This is a genomic window from Porphyrobacter sp. ULC335 (genome assembly GCF_025917005.1).
Classification (GTDB): Bacteria; Pseudomonadota; Alphaproteobacteria; order Sphingomonadales; family Sphingomonadaceae; genus Erythrobacter.
Map to the genome: position 1 here is coordinate 2,287,675 of NZ_CP078091.1, position 12,617 is coordinate 2,300,291.

Below are 12,617 nucleotides of genomic sequence, written 5' to 3' on the forward strand. Positions count from 1 at the left end.
CCGCCTGCGCAGCGCCACTAAGTGGCGAAATTGGTCGGGGAGAGAGGATTCGAACCTCCGGCCCCTGCCTCCCGAAGACAGTGCTCTACCAGGCTGAGCTACTCCCCGACCGTGTCGTGCCCGCGGTGGCAAAAGCCTGTGCGGGCCGAGGCAAGGCGCGCCCTATAGGTGGGGATGAGCAGAGTGGCAAGCGGGCAAATGCGGTCTATAGTCGCCGCCATGGCCAGTGCAGCGATTCCCGTATCCCCGTCCGCGGAACACCACCCCGAACAGCAGTATCTCGATCTGATGCGCCAGATCTGGGAGACGGGGAGCGAGCGGGTGGATCGCACCGGCGTGGGCACGCGATCCGTGTGCGGCAGCATGCTGCGATTCGATCTGGCGGGCGGGGCCATGCCGCTGCTCACCACCAAGCGGGTCTATTGGAAAACTGCCACGCGCGAACTGCTGTGGTTCCTGACGGGTGAGACCAATATTCGTCCGCTGGTGCTGCAAGGGGTGAAGATCTGGAACGAATGGCCCCACGCGAAATACGTGCGCGAGACGGGTGACCAGCTCAGCCTCGATGATTTCGTCGGGCGCATTGCCGAGGATGAAGCCTTCGCCGCGCGCTGGGGCGATCTGGGGCCGGTTTATGGCAAGCAGTGGGTCGACTGGCCGACCTACCGCTACCGCCCCGACGGGCTCTACGAGAAGGGCGAGGGCATCAATCAGGTCGCGCAGGTGATCGAGAGCCTGCGCACCAGCCCGGGCAGCCGTCGCCACATCATCGAAGGCTGGAACGTCGCCGAGCTTGACCGCATGGCGCTGCCCCCCTGCCACAAGACCTACCAGTTCCATGTCGCAGGGGAGGGCGAGAGCGCGCGGTTGAACTGCCTGCTGTACCAGCGCAGCTGCGATGTGGCGCTGGGCCTGCCGTTCAACCTGTGGTCGGCCGCGCTGCTCACCCGCATGATCGCGCAGCAGGTGGGGATGGAGCCGGGCGAGCTGGTGTGGATGGGCGGCGATGTGCACCTCTATCTCAACCACGCGCATCTGATCGAGGAACAGCTTTCGCGGCAACCACAAGGGCGTCCGACGCTCGAGATTGCGCGTCGTCCCCAAACAATTTTCGACTACGCAATCGACGATTTCGTAGTGCATGATTACGCGCCGATGCCCCCGATCAGCGCACCTGTTGCGGTTTAGCCCTGCGGGTTGCGCCTGCCTTGACCGCGCTTCTGCGTTGAAATAAAAATACGTATGCAAGCAATGATTGCACCCGCCTCCCGATCACCGGGGTGCGGGTGATGGTCGAGGGGAGAGCAAGGCGCATGGCCGATCCAGCGAAACCGGCAGAGGCCAACCGCCCGGCGCTCGCGCTGCACGTGCCTGAGCCGAAATACCGGCCCGGCGACACTGCCGATTTCTCGCATATCGACATCGGAACCCCAGGCGATCAGCCGCGTCCTGATGAGAGCGCACATCCTTCGCAGATGGGGGCGTTGGCCTATGGTCTGGTGCGGGTGCTGGGTGACGACAATCAGGCGCACGGGCCGTGGAACCCGCGCCTCAGCCCTGACACCCTGCGCGCGATGCTCGGCCACATGGCGCTGGTACGCGCCTTCGATGAACGCATGTTCCGCGGACAGCGGCAGGGCAAGACCAGCTTTTACATGAAGTGCACCGGCGAGGAGGCTACCTCGATTGCCCCCGCCATGGCGCTCGCCAGTGACGACATGGTGTTCCCGTCGTACCGCCAGCAGGGCATCCTGATCGCGCGCGGATACCCGCTGATCGACATGATCAACCAGATCTACTCGAACAAGGCCGACAAGCTGAAGGGCCGCCAGCTGCCGATCATGTATTCGAGCCGCGAGCACAGCTTCTTCAGCATCTCCGGCAACCTCGCCACGCAATGCCCGCAAGCCGTGGGCTGGGCGATGGCGAGCGCGGCCAAGGGTGACAGCCGGATCGCCGCAACCTGGGTGGGCGAGGGCAGCACGGCCGAGGGCGATTTCCACGCCGCCTGCACTTTCGCCGCCGTCTATAACGCGCCAGTGATCCTCAACGTGGTCAACAACCAGTGGGCGATTTCCAGCTTCAGCGGTTTCGCCGGGGCCGAACGCACCACCTTTGCCGCGCGCGGGCTGGGTTATGGCATCGCCGCGCTACGGGTCGACGGGAACGATGCGCTTGCCTGCTATGCGGCCGCCGAATGGGCCGCCAACCGCGCGCGCGGCAATCACGGGCCGACGATGATCGAATACTTCACCTACCGTGCGGAAGGCCATTCCACCTCCGACGACCCTTCCGGCTATCGTTCCGCGCAGGAACGCGAGGAATGGCCGCTCGGCGATCCGGTAAACCGCCTGAAGAAGCACCTCATTGCCATCGGCGAATGGGACGAGGAACGCCATGCGGCGATGGACCTTGAATGTGCCGAGCTGGTCAAGGCGACCACCAAGGAGGCTGAGAAGAACGGCATCCTCGGCCACGGCCTCCACCACCCGTTCCACACCATGTTCGAGGATGTTTACGAGGAGTTGCCCTGGCACCTTGAGGAACAGGCCGAACAGGCGATCCGCGAACGCATCACCAAGTTCGGCACCGAAAGGCCCTTCGGATGAGTGAGGAATTGTCAAACGAACCGGGCACCTTGGGCGACAACGTGATCGCAGAACGCCGCCTCAACATGATCGAGGCGATCAACGAAGCGCTCGACATCATGCTCACCCGCGATCCCGATGTGATCATCATGGGCGAGGATGTGGGCTATTTCGGCGGCGTGTTCCGCGCCACGGCGGGCCTTCAGGCCAAGCACGGCAAGAACCGCGTGTTCGATACCCCGATCAGCGAATGCGGGATCATCGGCGCGGCGGTAGGGATGGGGGCTTACGGCCTGCGCCCGGTGCCCGAAATCCAGTTTGCCGATTACATCTACCCGGGCCTCGACCAGCTTATCAGCGAGGCGGCGAGACTGCGCTACCGCTCGGCGGGGGATTACATCGCGCCGCTGACGGTGCGCTCGCCCTTCGGCGGGGGCATCTTCGGCGGGCAGACCCACAGCCAGAGCCCGGAGGCGCTGTTCACCCACGTGGCGGGCCTCAAGACCGTGATCCCGGCCACCCCGCACGATGCCAAGGGCCTGCTGATTGCGGCCATCGAAGACAATGATCCGGTGATCTTCTTCGAGCCCAAGCGCATCTACAACGGCCCGTTCACCGGTTTCTACGACAAGCCGGTCGAACCGTGGAAGAAGCACCCCGATTCCGTCGTGCCCGAAGGCTACTACAAGATCCCGTTCGGCAAGGCGCGGACCGTGCGCGAGGGCGAGCAGCTGACCGTGCTCGCCTATGGCACCATGGTGCACGTCGCGCAGGCCGTGTGCGAGGCCAAGGGCGTGGATGCCGACATTCTCGATCTGCGCACGCTGGTGCCGCTCGATATCAAGGCGATTGAAGCCTCGGTCGAAAAGACCGGGCGCTGCATGATCGTGCATGAAGCCACGCGGACGAGCGGCTTCGGCGCGGAACTTTCGGCGCTCGTTACCGAACGCTGTTTCTATCATCTCGAAGCCCCGGTCGAACGGGTGACCGGTTTCGACACACCCTATCCCCACAGCCTCGAATGGGCCTATTTCCCCGGCCCCGTCCGCATCGGCGAGGCAATCGACAAGCTCCTCAAGGACTGACCGCAATGGCGAAATTCATCTTCAAGATGCCCGATGTGGGCGAAGGCGTGGCCGAGGCGGAAGTCGTCGAATGGCACGTCAAGGTCGGTGACCGGGTCGAGGAGGACCAGCACCTCGTCGACGTGATGACCGACAAGGCGACCATCGATATCGAAAGCCCGGTCGCCGGTGTTGTCACTGCGGTTGCGGGCGAGGTTGGCGATGTGATCGCCATCGGCGCGATGCTGCTGGTGATCGACGTTGAAGGCGAAGCGTCCGAGGAGGAAGCCGAGGCCGCCGCCGAGCAGATCGAAGACGAAATGTTCGATGCCCCGACCTCGGAGGAGGTGGCTGAGCGGATCGAGGTCGAGAACCCCGACGCGGGCGACGCGGATGATGCAATTGCCGCCGCGCCAGCGCCCGCTCCGGCGCCCGCACCCGAACACAAGGCCGGGGCCAAGGTCCTCGCTACCCCCGCCGTGCGCCAGCGCGCGCGCGAACTCGGGGTCGATCTGGCCCAGTTGAAACCCGCCGAAGATGGCCGCGTGCGCCACGGCGATCTCGACGCATTTCTCGCCTACAACGCCGGCAGCGGTTTCGGAGCGGCGGGCAAGGCGCGCAGCGACGAGACGATCAAGGTCATCGGCCTGCGCAAACGCATCGCCCAGAACATGGCTGCGGCCAAGCGCCACATCCCGCACTTCACCTATGTCGAAGAATGCGACGTTACCGATCTGGAAACCCTGCGCACGCAATTGAACGCCGCGCGCGGTGACCGGCCGAAGCTCACCCTGCTGCCACTGCTGATCACTGCGATCTGCAAGACGATCCCGGCCTTCCCGATGATCAACGCGCGCTATGATGACGAGGCCAATGTGGTCACCCGTTACGGCGCGGTGCACCTCGGCATGGCGGCGCAGACCGACAACGGGTTGATGGTCCCCGTGATTCGCGACGCGCAGAGCCGCAACCTGTGGCAGCTCGCCCGCGAGATCGGACGGCTCGCCGAAGCTGCGCGCACGGGCAAGGCGACCTCGGAGGAGCTTTCGGGATCGACCCTGACGATCACCTCGCTCGGCCCGCTCGGCGGGGTTGCGACCACGCCCGTCATCAACCGCCCGGAAGTGGCGATCATCGGCCCCAACCGCATCGTCGAACGCCCGATGTTCGTCAGCGACGGCATGGGCGGCGAACGCATCGCCAAGCGCAAGCTGATGAATATCTCGATTTCCTGCGATCACCGCGTCGTCGACGGCCATGACGCGGCGAGCTTCGTGCAGGGGATGAAGCGCCTGATCGAAACACCCGCACTGTTGCTGGTGGATTAGGCGAAAATATTGCGCCAGGGGCGGTGCCGAGGGCGTTGACAGCCCGAAGCGTCGGCCCTAATGGCGCTGCTCCACGAGCGGGACGGCATCGCCGGAACGCTCGAAAGGACAAGATGCGCGGGTGTAGCTCAGTTGGTTAGAGCGCCGGCCTGTCACGCCGGAGGTCGCGGGTTCGAGCCCCGTCACTCGCGCCACTTGTTCTTCAGGATCGCCTTCAAGGGCATTGAACAAGGCGGGCGTCAGTCCGCCTTTTCTTTTTGCTCCGCGATCACCTCGGGCGCGCTCCAGCGGCCGGTCTCCATCCAGATCAGGAAACGCTTCAGCGGCAGCAGCCAGATGAGGCCCAGCACGAGATAGACGACCGTCTGCGCGCCGCCCGACCAGCGGCCGATGATGTCGGGCGCATAGCGCGCGATGACCACGCCGTAGACCATCAGCAGAATGAACAGGCTGACGATGCCAAAGGGAATTCGCCAGGTCGGAGTTTCACGCATCAGGTCAGTCCATAGATCCGGGTGGGGGTGATGACCGCATCGAGCCGCCGGTCGTGCGGCTCGGTGGGAAGGGATTCGCAGAGTTGCGCATCCCATGCTAACCCAATCGCCGGAACGCCGGGATGTTCCGCCAGCCAGCGGTCATAATGCCCGCCACCTTGCCCCAATCGGTCGCCATCGGCGGTGAAGCCGACCAGTGGGACGAACAGGAAATCGGGCAGCAGCGCTTCGGCGTCAGCCCCGGGCTGCATCATGCCGAAGGGGCCGGGTTCGAGGTTGTCCTCACCATAGGGATCGGCGTGGCGGGCGAAGGCCATGGGTGCGGTGCGACTGTCAAAGCGGGGCAGGGCGAGGGTGTGCCCTGCTTCGTGGAAGAAGCGGGCATAGCCGCCTGCGGGCGCCTCGTAGGGCCCTGCGTGGTAAACCCCGATCACCGCTTCATCTCCGATCCGCGCGAGCACCGGCGCAGGCGGGCGATGAAACAGCAGCCCGCGGATCGAGTCCGGCAAAGACTCGACATGCGCCTTGCGCGCGGCGCGCAGGGTGCGGCGGAGCTTGTCTTTATGAAGATCAGTCATCTCAGCCTGCGGTAGCCCCCGGCCCAAAGGGCCGCAAGGGCGACCGCCCGCCCGCAGGGGTGGCCCTGCAAGGGCCGGGCCCCCGGAGGAAAGCCAAGCGCGCGGATGCGCGCGCCGGCGCTTGAGGCCGGAAAAAAGGAGTGACGGAACCACCATGGGTCGTTTGCGCTAGAAATCCTCTGACGCGTGGTACGTCAGGTGGGCGCCGTATGCCCGAGTCTTCCGGACGAACCGGCAAACAAGGGCAGGGACAGCTCCCATTTGGATTACTTATAGCCTCAGGGATGTTCAATCGGCTCGTGCCGGGCAGTCCCGCCAAGATAGTATCTAGGCGCTTGCGCCCAAGGCTTCAAGCGCGGCGGCGCTCGCTTCGGCGCGGGCGGCCAGTGCTTCGAGCTTTTCGGCGAGGTCTTCGGCCGCGCCAGAGTCAGCGGGCGGGCCGCCGAACAGGTCGAATTGCGGCTTCGGCGCTGGCGGTGGCTCGCTGGCTGCGGCGGCGCGCGATGCTTCCAGCTCGGCTTCGAGCCGGGTGACAGTTTCGCGCAGAGCATCCAACTCAGACGTATCAGGCTCTGCCGCTGATTCTGCCGCAGGGGCGGCACGCTTTCTCGCTTCGGCGAGTTCATCGGCGAGGAACAGTCCTGCAAACAGCAGATTCTGCGCCTCAAGCGGCGCACGGGCGCTGCCGAGTTGGGCGTATTTCTCCGCGATCATCGCGCCCAGTGCGCGGATATGGGCTTCCTGCCCGTCGGCACAGGCGATGGTGTAGGTCTTGGGGCCGATGCTGAGCGTGACGGTGCTCATGGTGCGTCAATCCTCCAGCTGGGCCAGCAGATCGTCAAGTTCTCGAAGACTTTCCGCGACTTGCTCGCGCAACCTCTCGTGCACATTGACCAGTTCGACCACGCGCGCGGAACCGCCGCCTGCTTTGGCCTCTGCGCCCGCCACGACTTCGCGCGCCGCGTCGATGCGCGTCATCGCGGCCTCGATGCGGGCAAGCGCGGTTGCGATACGGTCAGCAGTCATGGGTGCTACCGATACCAACAGAATGCATGGGGCGCAAAGGCTTGGGCGGGGCTGTTGATAAGTGCGCTATGCTTGCGGCGCGCGGATCGGGTGACGCGGGCGCAGCGCAAGGTTGACCTCCCCTTTGGCCTCGGCAATGGCACAGCGCACCGCAACCGGGGTCGAATCGCGCGCGCAAGCACGGCGACTCCCGCAGGAGAATTTCGTGCCGATGAGCCTCGAGCCCGCCCGCCTTCAGCCCATGGCAAACGCCATCCGCGCCCTTTCGATGGATGCGGTCGAAGCGGCCAATTCGGGCCACCCCGGGATGCCGATGGGCATGGCCGATGTGGCGACCGTGCTGTTCACCGGCCACCTCAAGTTCGATCCGACCGCCCCGCATTGGGCCGACCGCGACCGCTTCGTGCTCAGCGCGGGTCACGGATCGATGCTGATCTACAGCCTGTTGTACCTCTCCGGCTATGCCGCGCCGACGATCGACGACATCCGTAATTTCCGGAAGCTGGGCAGCCCCTGCGCCGGTCACCCGGAAAACTTCATGCTCGACGGGGTCGAGTGCACCACCGGCCCGCTGGGGCAGGGTCTGGCGATGGCAGTCGGCATGGCGATGGCCGAGCGGCATCTGAATGCCGTCTATGGCGACGATCTGGTCGATCACCGCACCTGGGTGATCGCGGGCGACGGGTGCCTGATGGAAGGCATCAACCACGAGGCGATCGGTCTGGCGGGCCACCTCGGTCTGGGCCGCCTCAACGTGCTGTGGGATGACAACCGCATCACCATCGACGGGGCGACCGATCTGTCGACGTCCGAGGACATTAAGGCGCGCTATGCCGCGACCGGATGGCATGTGACCGAATGTGACGGCCACGACTTCGCCGATATCGAGCGCGCCTTGCAAGAGGCCAAGGCTGACCCGCGGCCGTCGCTGGTCGCCTGCCGCACGATCATCGGCAAGGGCGCGCCGAACAAGCAGGGCACCAGCGCCACCCACGGCGCGGCGCTGGGCGCGGCGGAAGTGGCCGCAGCGCGCGATACGCTGGGCTGGACTTCCGAGCCCTTCGTGGTGCCGTCCGAAATCCTCGCTGACTGGCGCAGCGCGGGCGAGCCGGGCCGCGCGGCGCACGGCGCGTGGGCGGGCCGTCTCGAAGGCTCGGCACACAAGGGTGAATTCGAGCGCCGCATGACGGGCGACCTGCCGGAAGGCTTCAGCCTTGACGCGCATATCGCCGGGCTGATTGCCGCCCCGCAGAAAATCGCCACCCGCAAGGCCTCGGAAATCGCTCTCGGGGCAATCAACCCGATGCTGCCCGACACCATCGGCGGCAGCGCCGACCTGACCGGATCAAACAACACGCTCGCGGGCGGGATCGGCACCTTCAACCGCGATAATTACGCGGGCCGCTACGTCTATTACGGCATCCGCGAATTCGGCATGGCCGCCGCGATGAACGGGATGGCGCTGCACGGCGGCGTGATCCCCTATGGCGGGACCTTCCTCGTCTTCACCGACTATGCGCGCGGCGCGATCCGTCTGTCCGCGCTCCAGCATTGCCGCGTGATCTATGTGATGACGCATGACTCCATCGGACTGGGCGAGGACGGGCCGACCCACCAGCCGGTCGAGCACCTCGCTTCGCTGCGGGCGATGCCGAACCTTCTGGTGATGCGCCCCGCCGACGCGGTGGAAACCGCCGAGTGCTGGGACATTGCCCTGGCGCAGAAGGATCGCCCGACCGTGCTGGCGCTGACCCGCCAGAACCTGCCCCAGCTGCGGCTTGAGGCGGGGGAGAATCTTTCGGCCAAGGGTGGCTACCGGATCAAGGCAGCAGGCGCGGCGCGCAAGGTCGTGTTCCTTGCCACCGGTTCGGAAGTCGAACTCGCGGTCGCCTGTGCCGATGCGCTGGAAGCGCAGGGCGTTGGGTCGGATGTTGTCTCGATGGTCTGCACCGAACTGTTCGACGAACAGGATGCCGCCTACCGCGCCGACCTCCTGCCCGCCGACGCGCTGATCGTCTCGGTCGAGGCGGCGAGCACCTTCGGGTGGCAGCGCTACACTGGCACGCATGGCCTCAACATCGGGCTCGACACTTTCGGCGCTTCGGCACCGGCGGGCGATCTGTTCGCCCATTTCGGCTTCACCGCGGAGGCAATAGTCCCGCAAATCCTGAACAAACTGAACGCTTAAGCAGGAGTATTTCTCATGGCCACCAAGGTCGCCATCAACGGCTTCGGCCGCATTGGCCGTCTCGTCGCCCGCGCGATTCTCGAGCGCACCGATCACGATCTCGATCTCGTCGCGATCAACGATCTGGCGGATGCCAAGTCCAACGCGCTGCTGTTTGCCTATGACAGCGTGCACGGCCGTTTCGGCGGTGAAGTGACCGCCGACGGCGATGCAATCATCGTCAACGGCAAGCGCATCGCAGTGACCAAGGAGCGCGATCCCGCCAATCTGCCGCACGGCGAAATGGGCATCGATATCGTGCTGGAATGCACCGGCTTCTTCCAGTCGGACGAAGCCAGCCGTCCGCATCTTGCCGCTGGGGCCAAGCGTGTGGTCATCTCTGCGCCCGCGACCGGCGTCAGCAAGACCATCGTTTACGGCGTGAACCACGAAACGCTGACCGCTGATGACGTGATCATCTCCAATGCGAGCTGCACTACCAACTGCCTCGCGCCGGTCGCCAAGGTACTGAACGACGTGATCGGGATCGAGCGTGGTTTCATGACCACGATCCACTCCTACACCAACGACCAGCGCATGCTCGACCAGATCCACTCCGATCTGCGCCGCGCGCGCGCCGGTGCGGTCAACATGATCCCCACCACCACCGGTGCCGCGCGCGCCGTGGGCCTGGTGCTGCCGGAACTGAAGGGCAAGCTCGACGGTTCGTCGGTGCGTGTGCCGACACCCAACGTGTCGATGGTTGACCTCGTCTTCGTGCCGAGCCGCGAAACCACTGCTGAAGAGATCAACGCTGCTCTCAAGGCTGCTGCCGAAGGCCCGATGAAGGGCGTGCTGGACTACACCGATCAGCCGTTGGTTTCGAGCGATTTCAACCACTACCCGGCGTCTTCTACCGTCGATTCGCTGGAGACCAGCGTCATGGAAGGCAAGCTCGCCCGCGTGGTCAGCTGGTACGACAACGAGTGGGGCTTCTCCAACCGCATGATCGACACGGCAGGGGTTGTGGCGAAGTTCTTGTAAGATATTGACCCCTCCCGCTCGCGGGAGGGGAGCGAGGCTTGGCAGCTTGCTGCCTAGCCGCAGCGGGGTGGGCCTGCCGCTGCCGTGCCCACCCCCGGCCCCTCCCGCAGGCGGGAGGGGAGAAGGAGCCACCAATGCCCAAGTTCAAGACCCTCGATGATCTGCCCGCCGACTTGACCGGCGAAGTCGCGTTGGTGCGCGTCGACCTGAACCTTCCCATGAAGGACGGCTCGGCGACGGATGTGACGCGGGTCGAGGCGGTGAAGCCCACCATCCTCGAACTCGCGGGCCGCGGCGCGAAGGTGCTGCTGCTGGCGCATTTCGGGCGGCCGGGCGGGCAGCGTTCCTCGACGCTGTCGACCAGCATGGTGATCGGCGATGTCGAGCGGGTGCTGGGCAAGGAAGTGATGTTCATCCCCGAAATCACCGGTCCGGTAGTGTCGCAGTCGGTCGGCACCATCCTGCGGGCTGGCGATATCGGTCTGCTCGACAACACCCGCTTCTGGCCAGGCGAGGAAGCGAATGATCCGAACCTTGCGCAGGCCATCGCCGCGCATGGTACGCTCTACGTCAACGACGCCTTCAGCGCCGCGCACCGCGCCCATGCGACCACCGAAGGGCTTGCGCATTTCCTTCCGGCCTATGCGGGCCGATCGATGGAGGCGGAGCTCAAGGCATTGGACGCAGCCTTGGGGACGCCCGAACAGCCGGTCGCGGCAGTCGTGGGCGGGGCCAAGGTTTCGACCAAGCTTGCCGTGCTCGAACATCTGGTGGGCAAGGTGCAGCACCTGATCATCGGCGGTGGCATGGCCAACACCTTCCTCGCCGCGCGCGGCGTGAATGTCGGCAAGAGCCTGTGCGAGCATGATCTTGCGCCGACCGTGACACGCATCATGGACGAGGCCGACCGCGCTGGCTGCACCGTCCACCTGCCTTATGACGTTGTGGTCGCGAAGGAATTTGCCGAAAACCCGGCGAGCCTGCGCACCTGCAACGTCCACGAGGTCGCGGCGGACGAGATGATCCTCGACCTTGGCCCGCAGGCAGTCGAGGCGTTGGCCGATGTGCTCAAGACCTGCCGCACGCTGGTGTGGAACGGACCGCTCGGCGCTTTCGAGACCGAGCCTTTCGATGCGGCCACTGTTGCGCTGGCGCGCACGGCTGCGGCATTGACGCTGGAGGGCTCGCTCATCAGCGTAGCGGGCGGCGGAGACACAGTTGCGGCGCTGGCTCGGGCGGGCGTTTCCGAGGATTTCACCTATATTTCAACTGCTGGCGGCGCTTTCCTTGAATGGATGGAAGGTCGCGTCCTGCCCGGCGTCGCCGCGCTCGAAGGCTGACCATGGCGACCACCGATGCCGAAATCGAGGCGCTGGCGCTGACCGTGATGCGCGCATGGCTGGCGGGCGATGCCAAGGCCATGAAGAAGGTCACGGCGCGCGATATGATGATAATGATTGGCACCTTACCGCCACAATTGCTTGATAGACCGAGTTTTCTTGTCGCCATCGAGCGTGGGTTCACTTGCACCCGCTTTGCATTCCGCGAAGTCTTTGTCCACAAGCATGGCAAGGCCGCGTGGTTCGTGGCGGGTGCGGAACTTGAATTCCAGCTGGGCGCCAAGGTGTGGTCTGGCCGCTTCCTCGTCACGCAGCTGTGGCGCTGCGGCACTATCGGCGGGTGGAAGCTCGCCGACCTGAGCCTCGCGCGGCTCGACGAAGGCGAACGCTACGCCGATTCCATCCGCGCCCTGCAATTGTGGACCTAGAGATGAGCGACGCGAACGAAGCCAGTTTCGGCACGCTTTCGACGATGGACAGCGGCGAGTTTGCCGGTTGGCAGTATTGGCAGGGCGATCCCTACGAGACCCGCTCGGGCCCGTTCTATCACCGCCGCGAAGACGATGGCTCCTACGTCAGCGCTTTCCGCGCCGAAGCGCGCCACATGAACGGCGGCGGCTTCATGCATGGCGGCTGCCTGCTGACCTTCGCCGATTTCGCCCTGTTCGCGATCGCCACCGACGAATTGAACGGCGACCACGCGGTGACGCTCAACCTTGCGGGCGATTTCCTCGGCGCAGTGCAGGTCGGCGCTCTGGTCGAGGCGCGCGGCGAGATTACGCGCGGCGGCGGCAAGACCATCTTCGTGCGCGGCCTTGTGACCGGCGATGGCAAACCCGCTTTGAGCTTCACCGGCATCATCCGCCGCCTGTCGCGGCGTTGATCCGCGGCTTCGCGGTTGCAGCATTCGCAGCGACTGGCTAAGGGCGCGGGCTAAGGCTCTGCATAGGTATGCACAAACCGCAGGGGCCGCATCACACACCGCGTC

13 protein-coding genes, 2 tRNA genes and 1 other RNA gene are annotated in these 12,617 nt (G+C 65.1%); 10 read left to right on the forward strand and 6 right to left on the reverse strand.

Annotated features, from left to right (window positions below):
• Positions 1 to 31: 31 nt before the first annotated feature.
• Positions 32 to 108 (reverse strand) — tRNA-Pro (locus KVF90_RS10840).
• 111 nt (positions 109 to 219) lie between these two features.
• Here KVF90_RS10840 and KVF90_RS10845 point away from each other — a divergent pair.
• The 5 genes from KVF90_RS10845 to KVF90_RS10865 all read left to right on the forward strand — a co-directional run bounded on the left by KVF90_RS10845 (position 220) and on the right by KVF90_RS10865 (position 5,174).
• Complete coding sequence (locus tag KVF90_RS10845; protein WP_264391594.1) at positions 220 to 1,188, forward strand: thymidylate synthase; 969 nt, start codon at positions 220 to 222, stop codon at positions 1,186 to 1,188.
• A gap of 125 nt (positions 1,189 to 1,313) precedes the next feature.
• Entirely contained in the window at positions 1,314 to 2,609 is a 1,296-nt protein-coding gene (locus KVF90_RS10850; RefSeq protein WP_264391595.1) for a 3-methyl-2-oxobutanoate dehydrogenase (2-methylpropanoyl-transferring) subunit alpha, read from the forward strand.
• Positions 2,606 to 3,673 (forward strand): alpha-ketoacid dehydrogenase subunit beta, encoded by a 1,068-nt coding sequence (locus KVF90_RS10855; protein ID WP_264391596.1) that lies wholly within the window; start codon positions 2,606 to 2,608, stop codon positions 3,671 to 3,673. Before KVF90_RS10850 ends, KVF90_RS10855 begins: the two co-directional genes overlap by 4 nt.
• A 5-nt stretch (positions 3,674 to 3,678) precedes the next feature.
• Positions 3,679 to 4,980, forward strand: a complete 1,302-nt coding sequence (locus tag KVF90_RS10860; protein ID WP_264391597.1) for a dihydrolipoamide acetyltransferase family protein — start codon at positions 3,679 to 3,681, stop codon at positions 4,978 to 4,980.
• A gap of 117 nt (positions 4,981 to 5,097) precedes the next feature.
• Positions 5,098 to 5,174: transfer RNA gene (locus tag KVF90_RS10865), tRNA-Asp, on the forward strand.
• 45 nt (positions 5,175 to 5,219) lie between these two features.
• Here KVF90_RS10865 and KVF90_RS10870 read toward each other — a convergent pair.
• The 5 genes from KVF90_RS10870 to KVF90_RS10890 form a co-directional block, all read right to left on the reverse strand.
• Positions 5,220 to 5,474 (reverse strand): DUF2842 domain-containing protein, encoded by a 255-nt coding sequence (locus KVF90_RS10870; RefSeq protein ID WP_264391598.1) that lies wholly within the window; start codon positions 5,472 to 5,474, stop codon positions 5,220 to 5,222.
• Positions 5,474 to 6,052, reverse strand: coding sequence for a 5-formyltetrahydrofolate cyclo-ligase (locus tag KVF90_RS10875; protein ID WP_264391599.1), 579 nt, complete (start codon positions 6,050 to 6,052; stop codon positions 5,474 to 5,476). Before KVF90_RS10875 ends, KVF90_RS10870 begins: the two co-directional genes overlap by 1 nt.
• A gap of 142 nt (positions 6,053 to 6,194) precedes the next feature.
• Positions 6,195 to 6,368: non-coding RNA, 6S RNA (gene ssrS, locus KVF90_RS10880), on the reverse strand.
• A gap of 11 nt (positions 6,369 to 6,379) precedes the next feature.
• Entirely contained in the window at positions 6,380 to 6,856 is a 477-nt protein-coding gene (locus tag KVF90_RS10885) for a cell division protein ZapA (protein WP_264391600.1), read from the reverse strand.
• Positions 6,857 to 6,862: 6 nt separating this feature from the next.
• On the reverse strand, positions 6,863 to 7,078 hold the full coding sequence (locus KVF90_RS10890) for a hypothetical protein (RefSeq protein WP_264391601.1): 216 nt from the start codon (positions 7,076 to 7,078) through the stop codon (positions 6,863 to 6,865).
• A gap of 211 nt (positions 7,079 to 7,289) precedes the next feature.
• On the opposite strand from KVF90_RS10890, the gene tkt reads away from it, so the two are divergent.
• From tkt to KVF90_RS10915, 5 genes are all read left to right on the forward strand, one after another.
• Entirely contained in the window at positions 7,290 to 9,266 is a 1,977-nt protein-coding gene (gene tkt / locus KVF90_RS10895; protein WP_264394485.1) for a transketolase, read from the forward strand.
• Between the two features lie 15 nt (positions 9,267 to 9,281).
• Entirely contained in the window at positions 9,282 to 10,289 is a 1,008-nt protein-coding gene (gene gap / locus KVF90_RS10900; RefSeq protein WP_264391602.1) for a type I glyceraldehyde-3-phosphate dehydrogenase, read from the forward strand.
• A gap of 134 nt (positions 10,290 to 10,423) precedes the next feature.
• Positions 10,424 to 11,629, forward strand: coding sequence for a phosphoglycerate kinase (locus KVF90_RS10905; RefSeq protein WP_264391603.1), 1,206 nt, complete (start codon positions 10,424 to 10,426; stop codon positions 11,627 to 11,629).
• A 2-nt stretch (positions 11,630 to 11,631) separates the two neighbouring features.
• Positions 11,632 to 12,057 (forward strand): nuclear transport factor 2 family protein, encoded by a 426-nt coding sequence (locus KVF90_RS10910; RefSeq protein WP_264391604.1) that lies wholly within the window; start codon positions 11,632 to 11,634, stop codon positions 12,055 to 12,057.
• A gap of 2 nt (positions 12,058 to 12,059) precedes the next feature.
• Positions 12,060 to 12,512, forward strand: coding sequence for a PaaI family thioesterase (locus tag KVF90_RS10915; RefSeq protein ID WP_264391605.1), 453 nt, complete (start codon positions 12,060 to 12,062; stop codon positions 12,510 to 12,512).
• Positions 12,513 to 12,617: the final 105 nt, after the last annotated feature.

Coding starts and splice junctions, on each gene's coding strand:
- KVF90_RS10860 (WP_264391597.1), top strand. CDS start 3,679: ATGGCGAAATTCATCTTCAAGATGCCCGATGTGGGCGAAGGCGTGGCC.
- KVF90_RS10850 (WP_264391595.1), top strand. CDS start 1,314: ATGGCCGATCCAGCGAAACCGGCAGAGGCCAACCGCCCGGCGCTCGCG.
- KVF90_RS10905 (WP_264391603.1), top strand. CDS start 10,424: ATGCCCAAGTTCAAGACCCTCGATGATCTGCCCGCCGACTTGACCGGC.
- KVF90_RS10885 (WP_264391600.1), bottom strand. CDS start 6,856: ATGAGCACCGTCACGCTCAGCATCGGCCCCAAGACCTACACCATCGCC.
- KVF90_RS10845 (WP_264391594.1), top strand. CDS start 220: ATGGCCAGTGCAGCGATTCCCGTATCCCCGTCCGCGGAACACCACCCC.
- KVF90_RS10870 (WP_264391598.1), bottom strand. CDS start 5,474: ATGCGTGAAACTCCGACCTGGCGAATTCCCTTTGGCATCGTCAGCCTG.
- KVF90_RS10910 (WP_264391604.1), top strand. CDS start 11,632: ATGGCGACCACCGATGCCGAAATCGAGGCGCTGGCGCTGACCGTGATG.
- KVF90_RS10915 (WP_264391605.1), top strand. CDS start 12,060: ATGAGCGACGCGAACGAAGCCAGTTTCGGCACGCTTTCGACGATGGAC.
- KVF90_RS10890 (WP_264391601.1), bottom strand. CDS start 7,078: ATGACTGCTGACCGTATCGCAACCGCGCTTGCCCGCATCGAGGCCGCG.
- tkt (WP_264394485.1), top strand. CDS start 7,290: ATGAGCCTCGAGCCCGCCCGCCTTCAGCCCATGGCAAACGCCATCCGC.
- KVF90_RS10855 (WP_264391596.1), top strand. CDS start 2,606: ATGAGTGAGGAATTGTCAAACGAACCGGGCACCTTGGGCGACAACGTG.
- gap (WP_264391602.1), top strand. CDS start 9,282: ATGGCCACCAAGGTCGCCATCAACGGCTTCGGCCGCATTGGCCGTCTC.
- KVF90_RS10875 (WP_264391599.1), bottom strand. CDS start 6,052: ATGACTGATCTTCATAAAGACAAGCTCCGCCGCACCCTGCGCGCCGCG.